At 69.5% G+C, this 23,928-nt stretch carries 19 protein-coding genes and 1 pseudogene; 10 read left to right on the top strand and 10 right to left on the bottom strand.

The window, feature by feature from the left end:
• Window positions 1–51 precede the first annotated feature (51 nt).
• Window positions 52–2,085, bottom strand: coding sequence for an ATP-binding SpoIIE family protein phosphatase (locus tag PV350_RS21820; RefSeq protein ID WP_500335502.1), 2,034 nt, complete (start codon window positions 2,083–2,085; stop codon window positions 52–54).
• Between the two features lie 591 nt (window positions 2,086–2,676).
• Between PV350_RS21820 and PV350_RS21815 the strand changes: the two genes are divergently transcribed.
• The 7 genes from PV350_RS21815 to PV350_RS21785 all read left to right on the top strand — a co-directional run bounded on the left by PV350_RS21815 (window position 2,677) and on the right by PV350_RS21785 (window position 9,177).
• Window positions 2,677–3,585, top strand: coding sequence for a LysR family transcriptional regulator (locus PV350_RS21815; protein WP_499516608.1), 909 nt, complete (start codon window positions 2,677–2,679; stop codon window positions 3,583–3,585).
• A gap of 234 nt (window positions 3,586–3,819) precedes the next feature.
• Window positions 3,820–4,980, top strand: coding sequence for a CaiB/BaiF CoA transferase family protein (locus tag PV350_RS21810; RefSeq protein ID WP_499516607.1), 1,161 nt, complete (start codon window positions 3,820–3,822; stop codon window positions 4,978–4,980).
• 24 nt (window positions 4,981–5,004) lie between these two features.
• Window positions 5,005–5,772 (top strand): crotonase/enoyl-CoA hydratase family protein, encoded by a 768-nt coding sequence (locus tag PV350_RS21805; protein ID WP_500335501.1) that lies wholly within the window; start codon window positions 5,005–5,007, stop codon window positions 5,770–5,772.
• Window position 5,773: 1 nt separating this feature from the next.
• Window positions 5,774–6,520 (top strand): acetoacetate decarboxylase, encoded by a 747-nt coding sequence (locus PV350_RS21800; RefSeq protein ID WP_499516605.1) that lies wholly within the window; start codon window positions 5,774–5,776, stop codon window positions 6,518–6,520.
• A complete protein-coding gene (locus PV350_RS21795) occupies window positions 6,517–7,467 on the top strand; it encodes a 3-hydroxyacyl-CoA dehydrogenase NAD-binding domain-containing protein (RefSeq protein ID WP_500335500.1) in 951 nt (316 codons plus the stop codon). Before PV350_RS21800 ends, PV350_RS21795 begins: the two co-directional genes overlap by 4 nt.
• 1 nt (window position 7,468) lies before the next feature.
• On the top strand, window positions 7,469–8,671 hold the full coding sequence (locus PV350_RS21790) for an acyl-CoA dehydrogenase family protein (RefSeq protein WP_500335498.1): 1,203 nt from the start codon (window positions 7,469–7,471) through the stop codon (window positions 8,669–8,671).
• A 104-nt stretch (window positions 8,672–8,775) separates the two neighbouring features.
• A complete protein-coding gene (locus tag PV350_RS21785) occupies window positions 8,776–9,177 on the top strand; it encodes a tautomerase family protein (RefSeq protein WP_499516602.1) in 402 nt (133 codons plus the stop codon).
• Window positions 9,178–9,313: 136 nt separating this feature from the next.
• On the opposite strand, the gene PV350_RS21780 is transcribed toward PV350_RS21785, so the two are convergent.
• Entirely contained in the window at window positions 9,314–9,502 is a 189-nt protein-coding gene (locus tag PV350_RS21780; protein ID WP_500335497.1) for a hypothetical protein, read from the bottom strand.
• A gap of 39 nt (window positions 9,503–9,541) precedes the next feature.
• Here PV350_RS21780 and PV350_RS21775 point away from each other — a divergent pair, with 39 nt between their 5' ends.
• Together PV350_RS21775 and PV350_RS21770 are read left to right on the top strand one after the other, a co-directional pair.
• The gene (locus tag PV350_RS21775; RefSeq protein WP_500335496.1) at window positions 9,542–10,435 is read left to right on the top strand and encodes an alpha/beta hydrolase; all 894 of its coding nucleotides are present in this window, start codon (window positions 9,542–9,544) and stop codon (window positions 10,433–10,435) included.
• A 284-nt stretch (window positions 10,436–10,719) separates the two neighbouring features.
• Complete coding sequence (locus PV350_RS21770) at window positions 10,720–11,544, top strand: ornithine cyclodeaminase family protein (RefSeq protein ID WP_500335494.1); 825 nt, start codon at window positions 10,720–10,722, stop codon at window positions 11,542–11,544.
• Window positions 11,545–12,400: 856 nt separating this feature from the next.
• Here PV350_RS21770 and PV350_RS21765 read toward each other — a convergent pair.
• From PV350_RS21765 to PV350_RS21745, 5 genes and pseudogenes are all read right to left on the bottom strand, one after another.
• Window positions 12,401–12,628, bottom strand: coding sequence for a hypothetical protein (locus PV350_RS21765; RefSeq protein WP_500335492.1), 228 nt, complete (start codon window positions 12,626–12,628; stop codon window positions 12,401–12,403).
• Entirely contained in the window at window positions 12,600–13,304 is a 705-nt protein-coding gene (locus tag PV350_RS21760; protein WP_500335490.1) for an Orn/Lys/Arg family decarboxylase, read from the bottom strand. Before PV350_RS21760 ends, PV350_RS21765 begins: the two co-directional genes overlap by 29 nt.
• The gene (locus tag PV350_RS21755) at window positions 13,301–13,492 is read right to left on the bottom strand and encodes a hypothetical protein (RefSeq protein WP_500335488.1); all 192 of its coding nucleotides are present in this window, start codon (window positions 13,490–13,492) and stop codon (window positions 13,301–13,303) included. Before PV350_RS21755 ends, PV350_RS21760 begins: the two co-directional genes overlap by 4 nt.
• Window positions 13,493–13,780: 288 nt before the next feature.
• Window positions 13,781–13,963: pseudogene (locus PV350_RS21750) on the bottom strand (IS701 family transposase); the annotation flags it as partial.
• A 227-nt stretch (window positions 13,964–14,190) separates the two neighbouring features.
• On the bottom strand, window positions 14,191–15,288 hold the full coding sequence (locus PV350_RS21745; RefSeq protein WP_500335525.1) for a hypothetical protein: 1,098 nt from the start codon (window positions 15,286–15,288) through the stop codon (window positions 14,191–14,193).
• Window positions 15,289–15,698: 410 nt separating this feature from the next.
• Between PV350_RS21745 and PV350_RS21740 the strand changes: the two genes are divergently transcribed.
• A complete protein-coding gene (locus PV350_RS21740) occupies window positions 15,699–17,948 on the top strand; it encodes a catalase (protein ID WP_500335523.1) in 2,250 nt (749 codons plus the stop codon).
• A 1,703-nt stretch (window positions 17,949–19,651) separates the two neighbouring features.
• Here PV350_RS21740 and PV350_RS21735 read toward each other — a convergent pair.
• The 3 genes from PV350_RS21735 to PV350_RS21725 all read right to left on the bottom strand — a co-directional run bounded on the left by PV350_RS21735 (window position 19,652) and on the right by PV350_RS21725 (window position 23,534).
• Complete coding sequence (locus PV350_RS21735; RefSeq protein WP_500335486.1) at window positions 19,652–21,451, bottom strand: SPFH domain-containing protein; 1,800 nt, start codon at window positions 21,449–21,451, stop codon at window positions 19,652–19,654.
• Window positions 21,439–22,863 carry a TIR domain-containing protein gene (locus tag PV350_RS21730; RefSeq protein ID WP_500335521.1) on the bottom strand — a complete coding sequence of 475 codons (1,425 nt, stop codon included), beginning with the start codon at window positions 22,861–22,863 and terminating at the stop codon, window positions 21,439–21,441. The genes PV350_RS21735 and PV350_RS21730 overlap by 13 nt, the downstream gene beginning before the upstream one ends.
• Window positions 22,864–22,988: 125 nt before the next feature.
• On the bottom strand, window positions 22,989–23,534 hold the full coding sequence (locus tag PV350_RS21725) for a hypothetical protein (protein WP_500335484.1): 546 nt from the start codon (window positions 23,532–23,534) through the stop codon (window positions 22,989–22,991).
• Between the last annotated feature and the right edge of the window lie 394 nt (window positions 23,535–23,928).

Below are 23,928 nucleotides of genomic sequence, written 5' to 3'. Positions count from 1 at the left end.
CGGAAGGTGTACTGGCCGAGCCTGTGCGAGCGAACCAATGCGGTCACAGCACTAGACGCAACCGTGGCTCCGGTGGAGCCTGTCCGGGAGTGCAATTTCGGCCCAGATGGTCTTGCCGTCGTGCCGTTGCCGGGTACCCCAGCGCTCGGCGAGCTGCGCCACGATGAACAGCCCCCGCCCGCCCTCGTCGAACATCCGGGCGCGGCGCAGGTGGGGGGCGGTGTTGCTGGCGTCGGACACCTCGCAGATCAAGGTGTCCTCGCGGATGAGCCGCAGTTGGACCGGAGCCGAGCCGTAGCGGATGGCGTTGGTGACCAGCTCGCTGATGACCAGTTCCGTGGTGAATGCCAGCTCTCCCAGGTCCCAGCCCTCCAGTCGGGACGAGGCGAGGTCCCGGGCGTGGGCCACCTCGGCGAGATCCTCCGTGAGATCCCATGCGGCGGCATGGGCGCCGTCGAGCTCGCGGGTACGGGCGATGACCAGGGCGACGTCGTCTCGGGACTGTTCCGCGGCCACCGTGTGCAGGACGTGGTCGCACAGGTCCTCCAGCGAGGCAATCGGCTCGGATAGGGCTTTCTGGAGGTGTTCGAGTCCCTGGTCGAGGCTGTGTTCCGGGGATTCGATGAGGCCGTCGGTGTACAGGGCGAGCCGGGTGCCTGTGGGCAGCTCCAGTTCGGCCGTCTCGAAGGGAAGTCCGCCCACACCCAGCGGAGGACCGGCGGGGATGTCGAGGTACTCGACGTCCGATCCGGGACGCAAGACGGCGGGCGGTGGATGGCCGGCGCGGGCGGCGGTGCAGCGGCGCGAGACCGGGTCGTAGATCATGTACAGGCAGGTCGCCACGATCTCACCGGCGACCGCTCCGGCGCCGCCGACGTCTCGGTGCCGGGTGACGACGTCGTCGAGGTGGGTGAGCAGTTCGTCGGGCGGCAGGTCGATGTCGGCAAGGGTTCGTACGGCGGCACGCAGCCGCCCCATACTCGCCGAGGCGTGAACGCCGTGGCCGACCACATCACCCACCACCAGGGCGACCCGGGCCCCCGAGAGCGGGATGACGTCATACCAGTCGCCGCCCACTCCCGCGAACAGACCCGCGGGCAGATAGCGCGTGGCCGCCTCCACTGCCGGCTGCCTCGATACCACCAGGGGCAGGAGGCTCCGCTGCAGCGCCAGGGAGGTGTTGTGCTCCCCGGTGTAGCGGCGGGCGTTGTCCACGCATACCGCGGCCCGTGCCCCGATCTCCTGTGCCAGGAGCAGGTCGTCGGCGTCGAAGGGGGCCCGGCCCGGGGAGCGTGTGAACAGCGCCGCGCCGAGGGTCGCCCCCCGCGCGCGCAGGGGGATCGCCAGCGCGGAGTGCGGCCCGTTCGTGCCCGCGTCGCCGGGATCGGCAGGCACGGAGGCGGCACCGGTGATCTCAAGCATCATGGGCTCGCCCGTAAACAGCCCTAGGGTCGCTTCCGCCCGCTCCCGGTAGGTGACGGTCTCGCCCGGCCCCAGGTCTCCCGGGGGCGCGGGCGATCCCGATGCCGCGGTGCGGCACAGGGTGAGATCGCCCGTGCCGGGCCGCAGGACGGGTTCCTCGCCCTGGAGGACACTGACGAAGAGGTCCACCGTGGCGTGGTCCGCGAAGCGGTGCACCGCGACCTCCGTCAGTTCCTCGGCGGTACGCACCGCGTCGAGAGTGCTTCCGACCCGGCTGCTGGCCTCGCTGAGCAGCGCGAGCCGCTCGCGAGCGATCATGAGCCGGCTGAAGCGTCTCTCCCCCGCGACACGGATTCGGCAGACGGCCACGCTGATGACCAGGCCCACCGCCAGCGCCGTGATGATCGTGATTTGGTTGGCGGGCCCCATGTCCCGCAGGAGAACCCCGTACAACGCGATGGCGGCGGCCAGGTTGAACAGTCCGACGATCATGGTCTGCCGTACCGGCAGCAGAGCACTGGCGACGACCGGGATCAGGACGGCGTACTCCGCGATACCCATGACGTGCACATCGGCGGCAGCCAGCGCCAATCGCAGGCCCGAGATCAGCACAACGCTGAGCAGCAGGAAGACGAAGCTTTTGCTCAGTTGAACGGGATGCACGCCCTACACCTCCCCATGCCGGGAGCGGGACCCTGCGACGTCCCCGTCTGACGTTGCCCTGGCAGGTAACAATTTACCCTTTGCGAGAATTGTTCCATTGACGAAAGGCTGCCGTGCCGGGACACACGCCATCCATCGCACGCACAGCGCCTCAGGGGCCTCGGTGGCGCGGCCGCACCGGCACCGGCGACCCGCCTGGCCGGCACATGAGGCAGGTCTGGTTCGGCCGGATAGGGGGCAGGCTCACTACCGCCTCGCCCCGCAACGCGTCGCGCGGAACGATTCTGGCCGTGCGCCACTTGGGGGCCTAGGTGCCCGCGCGGCAACGACGCCAGCTACGAGCCTGCGTCGCTGTCCAACCGCGCGAGCGGGCGGTCGGCGATCAGCGTCGCCAGCGCTTCGCACCCCGCGCACCCCGGCACCCGGCACCCGGCACCCGGCACCCGGCACCCGGCACCCGGCACCCGGCACCCGGCACCCGGCACCCGGCACCATGATCCGACCGCCCCGGCGTGGCGCATCTGTCGTGCACGGCCTCGCGGAATCGCCCTCGGAGAAGTCCGGTCGGCACATCGGGGTTAGCGTGACGGAGTGGAATTGTTTCATCTGCGGTACTTCGTCGCAGTCGCGGAGGAGCTGAATTTCTCTGCGGCGGCGCGCCGGCTGCACATGGCCACGTCTCCGCTGAGTCAGCGGATCAAGGACCTGGAGCGGGAGCTCGACCACCGGCTGTTCGAGCGCGACACACACCGTGTCGCGCTCACGCCGGCCGGTGAGGCGTTGCTGCCGATCGCCCGAGACGTACTGGAGCAGATCACCTCCATACCGTGGCGGCTGCACGAGGCGGCCGCACCAGGACGCAGCACCCTGTTCGTGGGAATTCCTTCGGGAGTGCACCCCCGGCTGAGGTACCTCGTCGACGCGCTCGCCGAGCGCGTGAGCGAGCGGTGCGAACTCCTACGCTGGCCAGGCTCATCCAGGGCTCTGGTCACCGCAGTGAGCGAGGGAAAGCTCGCGCTCGCGCTGGCCCGCCTGCCGGTCGATGACCCCGCGCTGGAGCGACTGCCAGTGATGTCGGAACGGTTGGGCGCGGTGGTGCCGGCCGACCAGTTCGCCGGGCGGGACTGCGTGACCCTGGCCGAACTGGCCGACCTCTGCTTCATCGTCGCCCCGAAGGAAGGCAGACCCGCCTATTTCGATCAGCTCGACCGGGAAATGTCCGAGCGGGGGGTCAGGAAACGCATCGAGCTGACCGACACCGACTATTCCGGAATCGCCGAGGTGGTTTCCGGCGGGATGGCTTTCTATTTCTCCCTGCTCGACCCGGAGAGCCCCCTGCACGGGTACGCGATGGAGAACACCAAGGTGTTGCCGTTCACGGATTTCGAGCGGCACCTGGAGACCGTCCTGGTCTGGCGCCGCGACCGGGCCTCCGGCGGCGACCTGGACGAACTCATCGACGCGGCCCGCCTGGTCTTCGCCGAGCCGCTCGTCGTCTGAGCCGGCCGGCACTCGAACCGGAAGCGGGATGAACACCCCCAGGCGTATCCGCATTTCCTTGATTTCGGGTGCAGTCGGCCCTCTTCGCCATGGATGGAGGCATCCCGGGGGCTTGAGCTGCCGGTGTGACCGCTGCGGTCACACCGATGTCAGCAACACGGTGATTCCACTGTCTGCAATGTCCGTTTAGCGTTCATTTCTGTAGCCAGCCAAGGGCACGAAAGGACGCAGACAATGGCGGACACTCACACTCCCGGCCCGCTCGACGGTGTGCGGGTCATCGACCTCTCGACAGTGGTCATGGGCCCGTACTCGGCCCAGATCCTGGGAGATCTGGGCGCCGACGTCATCAAGATCGAGTCCCCCGCGGACCCCCTCCACATAGGCGAGTTCCGCAACACGCCGGGCATGACCCCGCTGCACCTCAACGTCAACCGCAACAAGCGCAGCGTGGCCCTCGACCTCAAGGACGAGGCGGAGCACGCCCAAGCCCTGAAGCTCATCCACACCGCCGATGTGCTGATCACCAACATGCGACCTCGCGCGCTCGCCCGGCTGAGCCTGACCTACGACGACCTCACCGCCGCCAACCCGGGCCTGGTCTACGCGCACGCCGCCGGCTTCCGCGGCGACTCCGACCGGGCGGACGCCGCCGCTTACGACGAGACCGTGCAGGCCGCCTCCGGACTGGTCGACATCGCCAACCGGGCACTGGGCACGCCGCTCTACCTGCCGACCATCCTCGCCGACAAGGTCTCCGGCCTGACCATCGCCTACAGCGTGCTCGCCGCCCTGGTGCATCGGAACAGGACCGGGCGCGGCCAGCAGATCGAGATCCCGATGGCCGACACGCTGATCACGTTCAACCTGATCGAGCATCTCGCCGGGCACACCTTCGACCCGGCGACGGGTCCCACGGGCTACCCGCGGTCGCTGTCGCAGCACCACAAGGCGCGGCGGACCAAGGACGGCCTGGCCGCCGTGATCCCGTACACGCCGCAGAACTACCGCGACTTCTTCCATGCCGCCGGCCGTCCCGACCTGGCCGCCGACCCCAGGGTCAACGGCCCCGTCCTCAACGTCGCCGACGCCGACGACCTGTCCGACCTGGTCGACCAGTGCGCGCCCGCACTGACCACGGCCGAGTGGACCGAGGTGTGCACCAAGCACAGCATCCCGATGGGGCCGGTGCTGGAACTGGACCACTCGCACGACGATCCCTACGTCCGCGAAGGCCACCTCCTCGACACCGTCGTGCACCCGACCGAAGGGCCGGTCCGCACGATCGGGATCCCGGTCAAGTTCTCCGCCACGCCCGGCTCGATCCGCCGCCTGGCCCCCGTACCCGGCCAGGACACCGCCGAGGTCATCGCCGAACTGGCCGCCATCCGCTGAGCACCAACAGCCACAGGAGAAGCCGTGAGCACCAATGACGTGCGCGTGCAGCGGGTCTGTTCGACCTTGCTGATCACGATCGACCGGCCCCACGCCCGCAACGCGGTCAACACCGCTGTCGCCGCCGGACTGGCCGCAGCTCTGGACGAACTGGAGGCCGACGCCGAGCTGCGCGCCGGCGTCCTGACCGGAGCCGGCGGCACCTTCAGCGCCGGCATGGACCTCAAGGCCGCGCTGCAAGGCGAGACCCCGACGATCCCGGGACGCGGCTTCGGCGGCCTGACCGAAGCCGAACGGAGTAAACCACTCATCGCCGCCGTCGAGGGCTTCGCCCTGGGCGGAGGGTTCGAACTCGCCCTGGGCTGCGACCTCATCGTCGCCGCCGAGGACACCACGTTCGGCCTGCCCGAGGTCAAGCGCGGACTCATCGCCGCCGGGGGCGGCGTGGTCCGCCTGCCCAAGCGCATCCCCTACCACCTGGCCATGGAATTGCTGCTCACGGGCGGGCCGGTCAGCGGTCTGCGCGCGGGAGAGCTCGGCCTGGTCAACCGCGTCACCGCGCCCGGCCAGGCGGCGACCGCCGCCCTTGGGCTCGCCGAGCAGCTCGCGAACAACGCCCCGCTCGCGCTGGCCGCGGTGAAGTACCTCGTGCAGGCCGCCGACGGCATGCCGGAGCCGGAAGCCTTCCGCCTGCAGGCCAAGGCGATGGACACCCTGATGGCCTCGGCCGACGCACACGAGGGCATGACCGCCTTCGCCGAACACCGCGCCCCGCAGTGGACGGGGACGTGACATGAGGATCGACGACGTACGACGCCACGGCACCACCCCGCTGGGCCGCCCGGCATTCGCGCCCGTGACCGCGCGGTTCACCGACCGCGAGTACCTCAGCATCGTCTACCGCACCGACCCCGACGTGCTGCGCGCCGTCGTCCCCGAGCCCCTGCGGATCAAGGAGCCGCTGGTCCGGTTCGAGATCATGAAGATGAACGACGTCACCGGGTACGGCCCCTACACCGAGAGCGGCCAGGCGATCCAGGTCGCCTTCGACGGCGAGCGCGGCGAGTACCTGCACGCGATGTACCTCGACAACTTCCCCGCCACAGCGGCCGGACGCGAGGTCAGCGCCTACCCCAAGGTGATCGGGGCGCCGAAGCTGTACGTCGACCACGACGTGCTGGTCGGCACCCTCGACTACGGCACACTGCGGGTGGCCACCGCGACCATGGGCTACAAGCACTACCCGCTCGACCCACGCGAAGCCCGGGCGCAGATCACGGTGCCGACCTTCATGCTGAAGACCGTCCCGGGATACGACGGCACCCCGCGCATCCAGGAACTGGTCCGCACCCAGATCACCGACGTCGTCGTCAAGGCCGCCTACACCGGCCCCGCGCGGCTGCAGTTGTTCCAGCACGTCCTCGCGCCGCTGGCCGACCTGCCCGTCCTGGAGATCGTCTCGGCGAGCCACATCCTCACCGACCTGACCCTCGCGCCGGCAGAGCCGGTCTTCGACTACCTCCAGGCAGGCACACCATGACCCACCCCTTCCGCACCGCCGCCGTGATCGGCGCCGGCACCATCGGACTGTCCTGGACCGCGCTGTTCGCCGCCCACGGCCTGACCGTCCGGCTCAGCGACCCGCGCCCCGACCTCGCCGAGGCCGTCGACACCGCGCTGGCACAGTTCACCCCGCACCTGGCCGCCCTGGGCCTTGACGTCGAGGGCCTGGCCGACCGGGTCCACCTCGCCGGCGACGTCACCGAAGCCGTCCACGACGCCGACATCGTCCAGGAGAACGGCCCCGAGAACCTCGACTTCAAGAAGCGGCTGTTCGCCCGGCTGGTGGAGGAGGCCCCCTGGCACGCGCTGCTGCTGAGCTCGTCGTCAGCGATCCCGGCGACAGCCTTCACCGGGCGCCTCCAGGACGCGAGCCGGATCCTGATCGGGCACCCGTTCAACCCGCCTCATCTGATCCCGCTCGTCGAGGTCGTGCCGGGCGAGTGCACCAGCGAGGACGCCGTCCAGGACGCCGTCGACTTCTACACCTTCCTCGGCCGCACCCCCGTCGTCGAACGCAAGGAGATCCCCGGGTTCGTCGGCAACCGCCTCCAGCGCGCGGTCAGCCGCGAGGCCACCTACCTCGTCCAGCAGGGCGTCATCACCCCGGACGACCTCGACACGGTGCTGACGACCTCGCTCGGCATCCGCTGGGCCACCGTAGGCCTCTTCCTCGGCCAGCACCTCGGCGGCGGCCCGGGCGGCTACCGCCACCTGATCGAGCACATCGGCGCATCCATGGGCCACCTGGCCCTCGGACAGCCGTCGAACGACCCCGCGGACCAGGAACGCGTCGTGAAAGCCGTGGAGCAGGCCTACGGCTCCCACACGTACGCCGACCTCGCCGGCGAACGCGACCGCAAGCAACTCGCCGTCCTGGCCGCACTGCACCCCACCGCCCAGACCAACCGCACCAAGGAGAACTGACATGGACCACGAGCTCACCGCGCTGGAAGACGATCTGGCCGCCGACTTCTACCACTACGAGTCGCTGCTCCCGGACGAGGAGCGCAAGATCCTCCTCAAGGCCCGCGCCCTCATGCGGGAGGAGGTCAAGCCCCTGGTGAACGACAACTGGGCCAAGGGCGAGTGCCCCGTCGAACTGATCGACAAGTTCCGCGGCAGCGGCCTGGCCGCACTGTCCTACGAAGGCTACGGCGAGCACCAGCCCGCCGTCAGCCACCTGCTCGGCGGCATGATGGCCATGGAACTCAGCCGTACGGACTCCTCCGTCGCCACCTTCTTCGGCGTCCACAACGGACTCGCCTTCTACTCCATCCACCACGGCGGCAGCCAGGAACAGCGCGACCGCTGGCTGCCGCAGATGGCCACCATGGACAAGATCGGCGCGTTCGCCCTCACCGAGCCCCTGGGCGGATCCGACGTCGCCGGCGGGATGCGCACCACCGCCCGCCGCGAAGGCGACACCTGGGTCCTCAACGGCGCCAAGAAGTGGATCGGCAACGCCACCTTCGCCGACTACGTCGTGGTGTGGGCACGGGACGTCGACGACAACCACGTCAAGGGCTTCGTCGTCGAGAAGGGCACACCCGGGTTCGTCCCGGAGAAGATCGAGGGCAAGATCGCACTGCGCATCGTGCAGAACGCCGAGATCACCCTCACCGACGTGCGCGTGCCCGAGACGAACCGTCTGCAGAACATCAACTCCTTCCGGGACGTCGCGGAGATCCTGCGCATGACCCGCAGCGGAGTCGCCTGGCAGTCGCTGGGCCTCATGATCGGCGCCTACGAACTGGCCCTGGACTACGCACGCGAACGCATCGCGTTCGGCCGCCCGATCGCGAAGTTCCAGATGGTGCAGGATCTGCTCGTCAAGAGCCTCGGCAACATCACCGCCTGCTGGGGCATGCTGGTGCAGCTCGCCCGCCTGCAGGACGCCGGCATCTTCCGCGACGAACAGTCCGCGCTCGCCAAGGGTTTCGTCTCCTCACGAATGCGCGAGGTCGTCGCCTGGAGCCGCGAGATCTTCGGCGGCAACGGCATCCTGCTCGGCCACGACATCGCCCGGTTCTTCGCAGACTCCGAAGCCCTCTACTCCTACGAGGGCACCCGCGAGATGCAGACCCTGATCGTCGGCAAGTCCATCACCGGGCAGAGCGCCTTCGTCTGAAAGCGCCCCCGGCGGCCCGCGGGGGAACATGCGCCGCCGTGCCCCACCTCGTCGCCACCGCTCTCGTCTGACACAGCCCCGCACCGTCCTCCATGGAGGGTCCCATGCCCGTCTTCAGCGCCCACGTCCCCGCCGGCCGCTACTCCCCCGAGCAGAAACACGCGCTCGCCGACGCTCTCAACCAGTCCCTGGTCCAGGCCCTCGGAATCCCCGAGGGCGATCGCTTCATCATGATCAGCGAACACGGCGAGAACGAACTGTTCCTGGACCCGACCTTCATGGGCATGCAACGCAGCAGCGACGCCGTGATCATCACCGTACTCATCGGCGCCCACCGCCCCCTGGAGGACAAGCGGGCCGTTGCCGCCACCATCAACAAACTGGTGGTCAGCGCACTCGGCATCTCACCCGACGACATCTTCATCGCGCTGATCCCCACCCCGAACGAGAACTTCTCCTTCGGCAGGGGCCAACTCCAGCTTGCCGACACCGCGCCACGCTGGTGAATCGACACCGGACGGTACGACAAACGCGCCGTCACACGCGCTGCCGCGCAGCCCCTGACCACCCCTCGGGGAGCGCCCGCAAGACCCCGGCCAGCGCATTCTCCGACAAGTCGCCCCCGGCCCTCACCAGGAGCCCTCAATGGGCCAGGGCCTGTCCGCAGCGGGCGGCCACGGGCTTCGGACGATGAGCTGACGGCGTGACGGTCCTGACGAAGGACGGCACGGGCAGCTCGTCCGGGCTGCCGTCCGACACCGGCCGCAGCGCCGCGCTCTCCGGCTCTTCGCGGACAGGCTGCGAGGCGTCGCCAAGGCCGATCAGATCCACCCGGGACCGAGTCCTGGCATACCAAGGAGGCGGTTGTTCATGGTCGAGCGCGAGAACGTCGAGTTCGCCGCGGCCGCAGGAGTCACGCTGCGCGGCTGGCTCTTCCTGCCCGACGGGCAGGGGCCGCATCCGGCGATCACGATGGCCCACGGCTACGCAGGGATCAAGGAGCACGGCCTCGAACCCTTCGCGCGGAGCTTCGCCGAAGACGGATTCGTCGTGCTGCTCCACGACCACCGCACCTTCGGCGCCAGCGACGGTGAGCCCCGGCAGGACGTCGACCCCTGGCAGCAGATCACCGACTGGCGACGGGCCATCTCCTACCTGGAGAGCCGACCCGAGGTCGACGCCGACCGCATCGGCCTGTGGGGCACCAGCTACGCCGGCGGCCACGCCATCGTGCTGGGAGCCAGCGACCGCCGACTGCGCGCCGTGGTCGCCCAGGTCCCCACCATCAGCGGATACGAGCAAGGGCAGCGCCGCGTCCCACCGGACGCCGTCGCCGCCCTGGAGGAGTCCTTCGCCCAGGACGAGCGGGCACGATTCCGCGGAGAGGCCCTCCACACCCAGGCCGTCGTCAGCAGCGACCCCACGGTCCCCGCCGCCTACCGCACACAGGAAGCCCTCGACTTCTACCTGCAGCCCACACCCGACGGCGTCTGGGAGAACAAGGTCACCATCCGGTCCACCCGCGCAGCGCGCATGTACGAGCCCGGGACCTGGATCACCCGGGTCTCCCCCACACCGCTGCTCATGGTGATCGCCCTGGGTGACACAGTCACCGTCACCGACCTCGCCCTCGCCGCCTACGAACGCGCCCTCGAACCCAAGCGACTGCACCTGCTCCCCGGCGGCCACTTCGACCCCTACGTCACCCACTTCGGCCAAGCAAGCACCGCTGCCCTCACCTGGTTCCGCGAACACCTCGGCTGACGGAGCACGCACAGCGCTGGAGTACTTGCACCGTGCCAGAACATCCGGCGGCGTAGTCGTCGAGCGCGGCAAGCAGGACCGGCGCGGCTCGGTCCGGGAGATCACGCCATCCGGGCAGCACGTTCCCGGCGATGAGCGCCACGTCTTCACATCCCCAAACGCCTCGGCGATCCTGTCGCCCGTCCCATGTCGGGGTAGGCGCAAGAGAGCGGCTCGCGGCCGGCCGCCTTGCCTCCACTTCTGTCGAATCCGGCTGCCGCAGGATGCGTGAGACTCTGACGCGTATGACCCGCATCTTGACCCGCACTGACCTGCTCGGTCTGCTCAACCCCTTGGCCTGCATCCAGGCTCTACGGAAGGGGTTCAGTGCCTCCGCTGAAAACACAGTCCTCGGTCAGCGTGTCCGCACCGACCTTCCCTTTCCGGGTACTGCAACGGCTCTGCTGCCAGGGCTGCTGCCTGGCATCAACGCCTGGCGGACCGGCCTTGCTGCGGCGCTGGCCACTCACCTGATCGCCCGGCCGACCGGGAACACGCCCCACACAGTCGGCGTCATCGGAGCCGGCGCCCAAGCCGAACTCACCATCCGCGGAATGCGCGAACTACGAGCCTATGACCGCCTCGTCGTCCACGACACCGATCCGCAGCGCGCAGCCGCCTTCGCTGGCAAACACGGCGGCACCACCGTCTCCACGCCCGCACAGGTCGCTGCCGAGGCATCCACCGTGGTGCTGGCGACGTGGTCCCGCGAGCCCCTCCTGCGCCTGGAAGAACTCAGGCCTGGCCAGCACCTTACTTCTCTCGGTGCCGACGAACCGGGAAAGCAGGAGCTTGCTCCTGACGTGCTCGCCTCCACTCGATTGATCGTCGACGACGTGGCACTCGTTGTGTCTCATGGCGCACTCGCCAACGCTGGTCTACCGGCCTCCACTGTTGCCGCGTCGTTGAGTGAGATCATCCGCGGTGACGCTCCCGCACGTACCCACGACCTGGAGATCACCACCTACACCCCAGTCGGACTGCCCTGGCAAGACCTGGTCCTCGCCTGGCTGGCCTATCAACAGGCCGAGGCTCAAGAGATTGGTGTCACCCTCGATCTTCTCTCCTGAGCAAGCACCTGCCCCGATCGTCAGCTCCCTGAGCAGCGATCGGCAGCCGTGGCGGCCCCCAGTGCACTCGTCTGCACCATGCCGCCGAAGCGGTGGGCGAACTTTCTGACGCCTCGCGCCGTCACGAGCCAGTCGGGCGCTGCGACCGCCAGGGCCTGCCGAGCCTGATCGCGGACGCCGGCCTGGCGCGCGCTGTCCGGCTGACAGTGCGGTCTGCCCGAGGCGGGCGACGCGGCGGGCGTCGTTCGCCTTGCCCGCCGCGGCCGCGCCGCCGCCGGTGCCGGCACCGGCACGGCCGCGTCCTACCTGTAGTCGTTGTCCCGGCCGTCTTCAAAGACGAAGAATGGCTTGGCGCCACGTGCGGGTGTTTCGGCGAGTGTGAGGGCTCCAGTGAAGCGTTCGAGTGGGAACGGCTGCCCCTGGGGGATGCTCAGCACCCCATCGGCGACGAGACTGCGGACCTCGGACAGCGCGCGCGGCACATCCTCAGGTGAGGTGTTCCGAACCAGCGGTTCAGCCAGAAGCCGCGGACTGCTTTGGTCTCGTAGATGACCGAGCGTGTCTGCAGCGGGATCGTCAGCGCCGCTGGGTCGGTCTGCCTGTGGGTGGAGAGCGCGCCGTAAACCACGACCTCTCCCCCCGGAGCCAATGCCTGGGATACCCCGGCACCCACATGGCCCGCGGCGCGTCGCTGGCCTTGCGCACGCCGGCCGCTCCTGCGATCTCAGCGACGCGCCGCACCAGGTCCTCGTACTCGGTGCAGATGACCTCGTCACCACCGAGCGCCTCGATCTCCTCGAAAGCGTCACGCCGCCGCACAACATTGATCGTGCGGATACCCAGATGCCTGGCCAGCTCAATGACGACCCGGCCGACGGTGGAGCCCGCGGCCGTCTGGCTGACAGGCGTCGGAGTCGCTCGAATGGTCGGGGACCGGCAGGAGCCTTCGTGTATCGGCAACAAGGTATTCCTGCCAAGTGCTGGCCACAGGCGGCCCGGGTACCGCCGGGATAGCGACATTCACCACCCGCTCGCCGATCGTCAGCCCCTCGGTATCAGGCCCCAGGGCCTCGATACGGCCCACGCATTCCGTGGCTCCCACTTGCTGCCGTTGCAGCTCCGCCTCGAACACCTCGGCGGTAGCAGCGCAGTCGCGCCGGGCCGAATGCAGCACCGCGGACGACAGCGCACGCGGCTGACCGGAATCGTCGAGCAGCAGGAGCTCTTCCTCTACTCCCACGCTGCGCACGGCTGTCACCCCGCCACCAGTGAGTCATCCTCAGGGCTCGGAGGGAGCGCACCTTCTGGTCGGCAGCGTCTGGGACGACCATTCCGGCTTCGATCCCGGTGCGAAGGTAGTCCAGCACCTGCCGGTTGAGGCGCTCACCCGGGAGGGCTACGGGGATGCCGGGCGGGTAGGGAGTCAGCATCTCGGCGGTGATCCTGCCCTCGGCCTCCGCGATCGGGACCTGCTCGGTCTTTCCAAAGAAGGCGTCGCGGGGCAGGACGACCTGTTCCAGGGTGAGTTCCTCCGGGCTCGGAATGTCCACGGGAGTCGCCGGCCGCAGATCACCCAGGTGGTCGACGAGGTCGGTCAGGGCGGTTACCAGGGCCTTGGTGGTGTCCTCGTTGTCGGCATGGGTGAGCTGGGCGCTGATCCTGCGGTGGTCGCTGACGTGGAGGTCCACCCCATGGTGGGCGCGCAGCCAGTCGGCGGCCCGGTATCCCGTGGTGCCCAGCGCGGAGATGTCGACGATCACCTGCAGGGGTCCATATCAGCGGCCCGGCCCGGGGCGCAGAAGTCCGCGCGGCCGTGCACGTGGAAGCCGTCGCGGTGTTCAATCTGGGCACGCAGTGCCTCGGCCAGGGCGAGGGCCCGGTCGTAGGGGGCGTGGCCGTGCTCCACCATCTGCTGGCGCCAGCCGTCCAGCGCCGCGTACAGCAGCACCGAGGGGCTGGTGGTGCCCAGCAGGTCCTCGCGGGCCTTGAGTACGGCGGGGTCGACCAGATCCCCCTGCGACCAGATCCCCCTGAAGGTGGAAGCCGGAGGTCTACTCCAAAGCCGACCCCATCTCGTGGACGGAGGTGACGCACACCCCGCTCCGGCGTCCATCGCCCAGGTCGGCAGCGAGGGGTGGAAGGGCAAGTGCGCTCCCCATGCCTCGCAAGCGAGCGCGCCCGTGCCGGGCATCTACCTCGGCTCCTCGGACGTCGGCACGGTCAGCACCAGCCGGTGACCGGCCTGTTCCGCCAGCGTCCAGCCGTTCTTCCGCTCGAGCGGGGCTACCAGCCCCTGCATATAGGCCAGCGCAGACTCACGCGGCTCCGACCTGGCGAACCGGTGCACAAACCGCTCATGCAACTCCGACAGGCCCAACGACCACCGGCTCGCATCAGCCGGCACCACATCCCACCCCATGCCCACTCAACGAGTCGGCTGCCCACCCGTCACGACAAAGACCGTTGCAGTACTAGAGCCTGTCGTCAAAGGAGCGCCGGCCGCCCGGAGGGCGGGCCCAGCGGCGTCTGGTGCGGTGCATCGCAAGGCGGAGAGTCGTCCTCGTAGTGGGCTACTCGGACGATTCGACAACGCAGCGAGGTGCCGTGCCAGGCGCCGCTGGGCAGGCGGGACTTTGACGACACGGCCTAGAGGAGGCCGGTGCGTATGTGCTGCGTGAGGTTCTCGGTGATCTCGTGTAGCCATGGGGTGCGGACGGCGGGCAGCCGGGCCAGGGTTCGCTGGAAGACTTCCCAGTCGATCCGGAACACGTCATGGACACCCGGCGTGGGCGGGTCGTCGCGAAGGACGCCGTCGGGTATCGGCCCCGATGCGGGGACGGGCAGCTGTGGCTCAGGGAAGACCAGCCGGAGCCACACCCCGAACGGCAGCGGGACCAAGTATGGCGGAGTGGCCGGGGTCCATGTCATCCCGGTCTGCGGGTGGGACGGCACGAGGAGGATGTCCGCGTCAGCGTTGCGGGTCGGCTGTCCCGGTCCGGCTAGGACGGCGCGCCGCGTCGGCCGGCCAGCCGGCAGCAGGGTGTCGAGGGCGCGTTGGAACATCTTTGCGGTCAGGCCGTCCTGAACGGCTATCGCCCGGCCTTCCGAGGCCACCAGGAGGTGGGCCAGAGCCTGTCCGGCTGCCGCCACCCACTGGGGGCTCCAGTGCCACCGGTCGCTCGCCCGGAACGGCTCTCCCCACGGGGCGATCGGCTCGGACGGGGGCACGCCCGCCCCCTCCGCGAGCAGGTCCGCCCAGGACAACAGCCCGGCGTCGGAGCCTGCCACGGGAAGGCGGCGCACGGCGTTCGGGGCGAGCCAAACAGCCTGCCAGAGCGAGCAGTCGTCGATCCTGCTCGCCACGAGAAGACCGCATGCAGCGCAGGCCATGTTGGGGCCGTCACCCCCGTCGAATCCGCAGCAGGCGCCGCCGCGCTTCTCCGGGATCAGCACAGTGCCACGGGCGTCTCCCGGTGCAATGACGACCGCGCCAGCCGCGCCTTCGGACAGGGCGTGGACCGGCGCGTAGATGCCGCGGGCAGCCGCCTCGTCCGGATCGATCCTCTCCCACCTTCGCCACAGCGGCCCCCAGGGCTCCAGTTCCACGGCGAACGTCCCCGATTCCATGAGCACCGGGAGCTGAAGTCCGTTCCCGTACTTCTGACGAGCGTGGGCCGGCAGGGCAACCTGGGACAACGGGGCGGTCAGTTCGGCGCCACACCGCACACAGACGAAAACGAACAAACGTCCTCCGCTCGGGAACAGGGGGGCATCGTCGCAGCTCCATGGCAGACCGACCAACGTATTTTCAATTCGCTGTGGGGCCGAGGGACAGCCACGATGCCGAGCATCACCGTTCGAATCCTCGGCGGGCTCTGATGCCTCCCTAAGTGGTGAACATCTGCTGCCCGTTCTCGTGGACAAAGCCAGAGGGCGCAAGGCCTTGCGTCACGCCCACCCGCCGAACCCGCACCACCTGCGCAGCCTGCACCCGGGGGGACATCCGCCGCGAACGGCGGACATCCCACGCGGCGCCGTTTGTCCGCGAGCGGCACCGGTTACCCGCAGGCGACAGGGTTTCCGAGGACGAGCAGGAGAGCGCCGTGAGCAACGAGCCGGGCCCGGTGAAGAAGATCGTCGACAAGGTCATGGACATGGGCGCGGAGCTCACCCCCGCGGGACGGGCGGACATCCCCGGCGTGCCCGCGAGCATGCCTCCCACGGTGGAGGAACCGGTCGAGCCGCACGCACCGCTGCCCGCCAAGCCTGACCAGGGCGTTCCCACCCCGCTCAGCGCGACGGGCCGCACGGACGGCCCGTCCAAGACAGTCCGGGCGCAGGACGGCCCCTTCCTCACCAACGCTCAGGGCGCACGTCTACCCGACACTGACCACTCGCTCAAAGCAGGCCCGCGCGGGCCGGTGCTGCTGCAGGACCACCACCTGCGCGAGAAGGTCATGCACTTCGACCACGAGCGGATCCCGGAGCGCGTGGTGCACGCCCGGGGCGCTGCGGCGCACGGCGTCTTCCGTGGCTACGGAACGGCCGCCGAGGTCTGCAAGGCGGCCTTCCTCGCCAAGGACGTCGACACGCCGGTCTTCGTGCGGTTCTCCACCGTCCTGGGCTCGCGCGGTTCGGCCGACACCGTCCGCGACACCCGCGGGTTCGCCACCAAGTTCTACACCTCCGAGGGCGTCTTCGACCTGGTCGGCAACAACATCCCGGTGTTCTTCATCCAGGACGCGATCAAGTTCCCGGACGTCATCCACGCCGGCAAACCGCACCCGGACCGGGAGATCCCGCAGGCGCAGAGCGCCCACGACACCTTCTGGGACTTCGTGTCCCTGCACACCGAGGCCACGCACCACACCATGTGGAACATGTCCGACCGCGGCATCCCGCGCTCCTTCCGCACCATGGAGGGATTCGGCGTCCACACCTTCCGCCTGGTCAGCCCCACCGGCGCCACCACCCTGGTGAAGTTCCACTGGAAACCCAAAGCCGGCGTGCACTCCCTGGTGTGGGAGGAGGCGCAGATGATCAGCGGCATGGACCCCGACTTCCACCGCCGCGACCTGGCCGACGCCATCGAGGCGGGTGCCCACCCCCAATGGGAGCTGGGCATCCAGACCTTCCCCGACACCCCGGAACAGACCTTCCAGGGGATCGACCTGCTGGACCCGACGAAGATCGTCCCCGAGGAGCTGGCGCCGGTGCAGCCCGTCGGGCTGCTCACCCTGAACGCCAACCCCACCAACTTCTTCGCCGAGACCGAACAGGTCGCCTTCCACGTTGGCCACCTCGTGCCCGGCATCGACATCACCGACGACGCCCTGCTGGCCGGGCGCCTCTTCTCATACCTCGACACCCAGATCACCCGGCTGGGCGGCCCCAACTTCCCGCAGATCCCGATCAACCGGCCCCACGCCCCGGTCAACGACATGCTGCGGGACGGCTTCCACCAGGACGCGGTGCACACCGGTGTGGCTCCGTACAAGCCCAACTCCCTGGACGGCGGCTGCCCGTTCTTCGCCGGCGCCGAGGACCACGCCTACATCGAGCACCCCACCCCGATCGCCGCCGCCGCGAAGGTGCGCGAGGCACCGGCCTCGTTCGACGACCACTTCAGCCAGCCCCGCCTGTTCTGGCTCAGCATGAGCCCGGCCGAACGGGAACACATCGTCGCCGCCTACACCTTCGAGCTCGGCAAGTGCTACGAGCAGGCCATCAAGGAACGCACCCTGATGGTCCTGGCGAACATCGACCCCTACCTGTGCCAGCAGGTCGCCCAGGGCCTGGGCCTGCCCGCCCCGCAGGCCTCCGAGCCGCTCGCCGACGTACAGCCCAGTCCCGCGCTGTCGCAGATCGGCAACACCTGGCCGACCGCCGGGCGCGTCATCGGCATCGTCACCGACGGCACCGGCGACCTGGGCGTCGTGGACGTCGTCCGACGCTCCGTGCTGGCAGGCGGCATGGTCCCGCTGCTCGTCGCGCCCACCGGCGGCACTCTCACAGGTGAGGGCGCCGATCCCGTGACCGTGCAGCGCAGCTTCGCCACCGCCCGCTCCGTGGAATTCGACGCCCTGCTGCTGGCCGGGGCCCCCGGACCGGCTGCCGACGCGCAAGGCAGCCGGGACGCCAAGGCAGGGGCCCCGGCTCTCGCCGCCGTACCCGTGGACCCGCGCATCGTGCTGATGCTCCAGGAGGCCTACCGCCACGCGAAGCCGATCGGCGGCTGGGACGACGCGGAGCCCGCATTGCAGGCGTCCGGCATCGCCGCCGATGCGCTCGGCGTCGTCACCGGCTCCGACGGCGAGACCGTGCTGCGCGACATCACCGCGCTACTGGGCGCCCACCGCGTATGGGACCGGTTCCCGGCCCCGTCCGAGAGCGGCGCCACCTGAGCGGCCACATGCGGCCCTGAAGACCCCCTCCCCCAGCCTGCTCCGTTCCAGCTGAGGGAGGCCCAGGGAGTACGTGTCGGTGACGACGCCGCCAAGGCGCTGCTTGACGTGACGGTGGATGTAGCCGACGCCCTGCATGAGCGCCAGGTCGTAGTCGCCGTAGCAGCATGATGCGCAGACCGAGGCGTGACCGCAGCCGCACACAACAATGAGCTGGCTCCCGCTACACCACCACGGACGGAAACCAGCTCATTGGGGCTGAGGGCCGCGAGGGATCACGGCCCTCGGGACGGCGCTGTTCACTTACTCCAGAATGCGCCCAGAGCGGGTAATCGGCATGCCGCTCGGCTCGGACGGACGGTACGCGGCAGCTCCGGCAACTCAACCTGACCTAACGACCAGGTCGGCCGGATCTCCGCGCGCGGGCGGGTTGACGATGACGGATGGCTCATTGGTGGCCATGGCCTCAGCGAGTCTCGCAGGGGATGCGGGTGCATCCTGGGAGTGCGGCCCCGCCACCCTCCTTCCTGGAACAGCATCCGGCGGGGTCGCCCATGGACGCGGTCCCGCCTGCCTTTCCTTGGCTCTGGTGGGGCGGGGCCGCTCAGACGCCCGTCTGGTCGTGCGGGGTTCATGCTGCGGCTGGGCGGGCCCGAGCCCGCGGCCTCGTCGACCCTCACCGCACACTCGCGGCGAGGCCGCTCTCACCCGTATGCACACCCAGCTAGCGCCGACTCCCTGCCTGGCTCAACCTGGGCGCAGTGCATGAGGGATCGTCCACCCCCCCCGACGCCCCTCGGGCATGCGCCGGGCCCCCGTTGTGCGAGCGGCGGGGGCCTCGCAATGCTCCGCGTCGGGGCGCATCCTGGATATCCGGCCCTGCCCACCGCTTGCGTGCCCCCGGGGCAGGGCTGCGTATCTGCCCGCCCGGCCACGCGAGTGGTCCACGCGGCTGGCCGGACGGGCTCGAAGACGCGGCCCGCCGAAGAACCCCCCCCTCAGTCCTCGACGGGACCGCCCGTCACTCGTGTGCGTCTTTCCGCTTCGAGCGCAGGTCGATTCCGGGCGTCAACTTCGAAACGGCGACCGTGCCATCCCGCGCCAGGCATCGGCGAGCAGCGCATGCGGCCGCTGCCCCTGCTCGCTGGCATGTGCCGAAGGCGCTGGCGTCCGTATCGCTTCGGGATGCGTGTGAGGCGAAACGGCGGGTCACCTTAGTGGTGGCCCGCCGTGCGCCTGTGGAATGCCGCTCTGTCACAACGCTTCGCCGCGGTGCAATTGGAGCGGCACAGCACAGGCGTATGAGGAAGGGCCCCGTGTCGCCAGCGGGGCCCTTGGGCCGTGTCCGCAGAGATGGCCACAGACAACGGTGCGAGCGTATGCCTGGTCGCGCTGTCTCGCGGTCGACGCGCCGCAGGACCACCGAGGGCCCCTCCCAGAGCCCTATCGCGGCCACCGCTCGTCGATAGCGGTACGACGACCACCCGGCTTGCGTTGTCGAGCGTGCTCCCACCAGGCATCCCCCGCATCCTGGGGCTGCGGCCCCGGCGTCACGGGAGCGGGCGGTGCCGGGTGCGGCACCACGCGCTGTGCCCCGCATCTCCAGTGGGCAACCGCAGCCCGTTGCTGGAGGGGATGTGCCGGGCCCTCGCGCTGAACTCCCACCGCCTGCAAGATGCGGGCCTCTTCACACCCCGGCTTGCTCAGGGTTCCAGGGGATCACCGTGGAAGGTGCTGTCGGTGTCCTTGGTGAGCCTGGGCCGTGAGGTGCCCGGGCCGATCTGCTGGTCCCCGCGCAGTTCCCGCAGCCGCGCCAGCAGGTCCTGCATGGCAGTCATCGGCAGCGCCTGGACATACGCGGAGATGTCACCACCGCCGATGTAGTCCGGAACGTCGAACTTCGCGAACTCGCGGACGATACGGATCATCGCGGCGTTCTCCGCACCCAGCAACGCCACCTCGGCCTTCAGGTCCAGGGCTACACGCCGGAACTCCTTTTGCGCCTCGTATTCGTCGATCATGTCCTTGAGCTTGGCGTTCTCGACTTCCACCTCCAGCCTGTCGCCCTGCATCTCGGCGGCGAACTGCTCCTTGAACGCCGCATGCAACGAGGGGTCGTCCGGCATGAAGTTGCCCAGCCTGGTGTCGAGCACCTCCACGCCCCACTTCTCCAGGGCGTGCTTGACCTTGTCGGTGAGGTCCTTGCGGGTGTCGTGGTAGCGGTTGAGGAACTCGCGGACCGAGCTGGTCGTGGCGATCTCGGCGAAGTAGGCGGCCACGGTGACGCCGAGGACGTCGCGCACGAAACGCTGCATCGGTTTCGGGTCGTCGACCAGGCCGCCCAGCCCCTGGGTGCGGACGCCGCCGAACTGGCTGACGAGCCGGGGCGCGACGCTCCGCGGGATCCGCAGGTTCTGGGACATCTCCACGTGCAGGCTGTAGCCCTGCACGTTGACGGTGATCTGCCCGAGGTTGGCATCGTAGTTGGCGCCCTCGCCGGTCTGCTTCTTGTGCCATTTCAGGATCAGCACGCGGGTCGGGATCAGCATCACCCGTGCGAACCAGGGATTGAGCGCGTAGCTGGTGCCCTCGCCGAGGGTCTCCTCCTGTACTCCCCTGCAGCCGGCGTTGGCCAGGAACACCCAGGGCAGGCGGAAGCTGCGGTGCCCGTTGACCCAGGGGGCGACGGTGGTGGTTGCGTCCCGTGCGGGTTCGGCGCCGTCCAGGGTGACCACCACGCCTGTGTAGCCCTCTTCGATCGAGACCTCCTTCAGGTGGGCCTGGGTCAGCCCGTCCCGTGAGGCTGCGACGTTGTCGACGGTGATGACCTCGAACAGTTCCGGATTGATGTCGTAGTAGGCCCCGCCGCCCAGGACCGCCAGCTGTCTTCCCTGCTGGCCGCCGCCGAGCAGGAACGCCTGGCCGTCCTGGTAGTTGTCGCACTCCACGTGGCGGCCGAATCTCTGGTCCGCGGGCCTGACCTTGCCTTCTTTCGCCTGGACCACACCGACGGTGCCCGGCGGCACATAGGTGCGCGGCATCATCCGGACGGTGAACAGCCGGGTGTTGATGTAGTACGACTGGCCGCCGGAAAGGACGGCCAACTGGACGCCCTGCTCGCCCCCCGCGAGGAGGAACGCCTGGCCGTCCTGGAAGCTGTCGCATTCCACATGGCGGGCCAGCGCGCGTCCGCCCGTGCGGGTGCGGCCTTCGGTGGCCGAGACCAGGCCGATCATGCCGACCGGAACGTGTACCCGGGGCACGTACTCCACCGAGTGGACGATCGGGGTCAGCCAATGGAATCCGCTGGGCAGCAGGGTGCGTGCGTGCACGCCCCGTGCGCCGGTCGGGTTGATCTGCTTGAACGCAGGGTCCGGGTGCGTCGGGCCGAATCGACGGGTGATGATGCCGACATGGCCCGACGGCACCACGACACGCCCGGCCCAGCCCACCCAGGCGGCGGCTGCGGCCAGCACGACAAGAAGGGCTATCACGATCTCCATGGGGCGGCCTTCCCCTCTCGCAGCCGCGCGTGGACAGCCAGCACGGTCGCACTCCAACGGTCGTACCAGTCCGGGTGGTTGTGCTGATGCGGGTCGCGCAACGTCGGAAAGAAGCCGGACCGCCTGCCCGGACCGGCCTGCCGCACGAAGTCGCTGTACAGCCTGGGCACCGGGTCCTCAGGCGCGGCACGCCACCCCAGCGCCGCGCTCAGGTCGGCAAAGCGCGGACCGCGCCGCCCGGCGGCGGGTACCAAGGCCAGCTGCCGCCCAAATCCCTGCCGGCCGTGGCAGTGGCCGGCCCACACCGCGTCGATACCGGCCAGCAGCTCCAACGGCACAGCTGCGGCGTGGCGTTCGCTGAGCCAGCCCTGGGTGAGCCGACCCGCCTCCTCCATGACCAGCCGCGTGGTCAGCAGGTCGGCGTGCTCGTACTCGTCCTCGGCGAGATGAGCACGCAGCAGCTCCAGCGCGGCCGAAGCCGACACACGCACCACCGGGGGCGCCGGGCTGCCGGCACCCGCCGGGCGCGGGTCGGGCAGTCGGACCGGGCGGCCGGCGGCCACGTCCTTGCCGATGGTGCGCAGCACGCCGAGTTCCGCAGCGTCCAGCAGCCCGCCGTGGCGGACGTCCACGTGCCAGGTCGCGGCGAGATGGTAGTTGACCTCGCCGTGCAGCAGAACGGGAACGAACGGGCGGGCATGCACCTGGCCTTCCAGGATCATGCGGGTGATGTCGTCGGAGTCCTGGGACTCCGGGCTCATCACGACGATCACCGCCACGGCGTACCGCAGCTGCTGCCGGATCGTCCAGAAGTGCGCGTCCCCCGGGCGCAGGTCACCGACCGACCACACCCGCAGCCCCGCCGCTCTCAGCTGCCCGGCCAGCAGCCGGCCGTACTCTGCGTCGGCGGGCGCGTAGCACACCACGAACGCGGGCCGTTCCGGCGCGGTGACCGGCCTGGGCGCAGCGGTTTGGGCGGCCGCGAGATTGTCGCCGGGACCCGGGCTGCCTGCGGGGATAGGGCGACCCGCGACGACAGCCGCGAGTTCGGCGACCTTCTCACCGAACTCCCGGTCGGTCACCCCGCTGAAGTCACGCCACACCCGGTTGGCGGCGAACGCAGGCGGCTGCGCCTGCTCGAGCAGCACCGGGATGAACCGCAGGCCGCGCCGGGCAGAGGCGGTGGCCAGCGCCGCGTACTCCTCCATCGCCCGCGGGGAGCGTGCCGATGCCGGGCTGATCACGGCGATACCGTGCGCGGCGGTAAGGAGAGCGGCGTCCACCTTGTGGACCACGACGTCGCCCGGTTCGATGCTCCACTGGTCGAAGAACAGCGACACACCGTGTCCGGCCAGGTGTTCGGCCAGCATCCGGGCCCAGGCGGCGTCCTCAGTGGCATAGGAGAGGAACACATCGTTCAACCCGCCGGACCTCCAGGGTGAGCGGTGGCACGGGCCGTTACGTTCCAGCCGGACCACGATAAGGCCGGAATGCGCCATTCCACCCCGCTTGTTGCACAATCAACCCGACCGTGCGATCAGCGAGTAATGACGAAGCCCTGCCGCCCGGGGCCGTTATCCAGGTAAACCGATCCGGAACTGTATTCGACCACGTGCACGTCAAACCGGGTGCCCGGGAACTGGCCGTAGAACTCCTGGTCGGGGATGGAAAACCTCACCCGGAAACAGCCGCGACTGTCGGTCGGCACGGTCCCGACCACGTCGGTGTGGAAGTACACTTTGGCCTTCCCGTCAGCCACCACGCCGGATCCGGTGAGGGTGATCCTGGTATGGATGTCGCCCCGTGACGGAGACAGCGACAGCCGGCGCTCGGCAGGGCAGACACCTACACGCGCCGTCGACAGCGGAATCGCGGGCCGGGACGACGGCCCCGACAAAGGCCCGGACAAAGGACTCGACGAACGCCCGCGCGAAGGACTCAACGAAGGCTTGGCCGAAGGCCCGAACGAGGGACTGGACGAGGACGGGCCCCCCGGTGCGAGCCCGAAAAGCCCGCCGTCGCCACTCAGCAGCACCGAACCGGCATACAGGATCACCGCCACCCCCACCCCCAGCACGACCATCCTGACAATGAGCCTCACCACCCACGGCAACCGGCGCCGCCGGACGACCGGGGCCGCGGCCGGCCAGGACCGAGGTGGAAGCCGGGGCCCGGGCCGGGACAAGGGCTGGTCCTGCGGCCCGAACAAAGACTGGGCCAGGTCCTGAGGCAGGGACCGGAGCAACACCTCGGCCAGGTTCTGAGGCCGAAACAGAGACCGGGGCCAGTCCTCGGGCCGGAACAGAGGCTGAGGCCAGTCCTCGGGCACATCCCTGGGCCACGCTTGGCGCCGGGACTGAGCCTGGGGCTGGGATTGAGCCTGGGCTGCATGGGCATGAGCGAGTTCTACGGGCCCACCGACGAGGCCGCGGCCCGGGCCACCCTCGACGCGGCGCTGGACCTCGGGGTCACGCTCT

Source organism: Streptomyces sp. PA03-6a, from assembly GCF_033792765.1.
Taxonomy (GTDB): Bacteria; Actinomycetota; Actinomycetes; order Streptomycetales; family Streptomycetaceae; genus Actinacidiphila.
This window is presented reverse-complemented; position numbering and strand designations above follow the sequence as displayed.

Bases quoted from the DNA above. Each gene is read 5' to 3' on its own strand.
- PV350_RS21770 (WP_500335494.1), top strand. From the start codon at position 10,720: ATGACCCGCATCTTGACCCGCACTGACCTGCTCGGTCTGCTCAACCCC.
- PV350_RS21735 (WP_500335486.1), bottom strand. From the start codon at position 21,451: ATGGAGATCGTGATAGCCCTTCTTGTCGTGCTGGCCGCAGCCGCCGCC.
- PV350_RS21725 (WP_500335484.1), bottom strand. From the start codon at position 23,534: ATGGTCGTGCTGGGGGTGGGGGTGGCGGTGATCCTGTATGCCGGTTCG.
- PV350_RS21775 (WP_500335496.1), top strand. From the start codon at position 9,542: ATGGTCGAGCGCGAGAACGTCGAGTTCGCCGCGGCCGCAGGAGTCACG.
- PV350_RS21800 (WP_499516605.1), top strand. From the start codon at position 5,774: ATGAGGATCGACGACGTACGACGCCACGGCACCACCCCGCTGGGCCGC.
- PV350_RS21740 (WP_500335523.1), top strand. From the start codon at position 15,699: ATGGGCGCGGAGCTCACCCCCGCGGGACGGGCGGACATCCCCGGCGTG.
- PV350_RS21795 (WP_500335500.1), top strand. From the start codon at position 6,517: ATGACCCACCCCTTCCGCACCGCCGCCGTGATCGGCGCCGGCACCATC.
- PV350_RS21810 (WP_499516607.1), top strand. From the start codon at position 3,820: ATGGCGGACACTCACACTCCCGGCCCGCTCGACGGTGTGCGGGTCATC.
- PV350_RS21785 (WP_499516602.1), top strand. From the start codon at position 8,776: ATGCCCGTCTTCAGCGCCCACGTCCCCGCCGGCCGCTACTCCCCCGAG.
- PV350_RS21790 (WP_500335498.1), top strand. From the start codon at position 7,469: ATGGACCACGAGCTCACCGCGCTGGAAGACGATCTGGCCGCCGACTTC.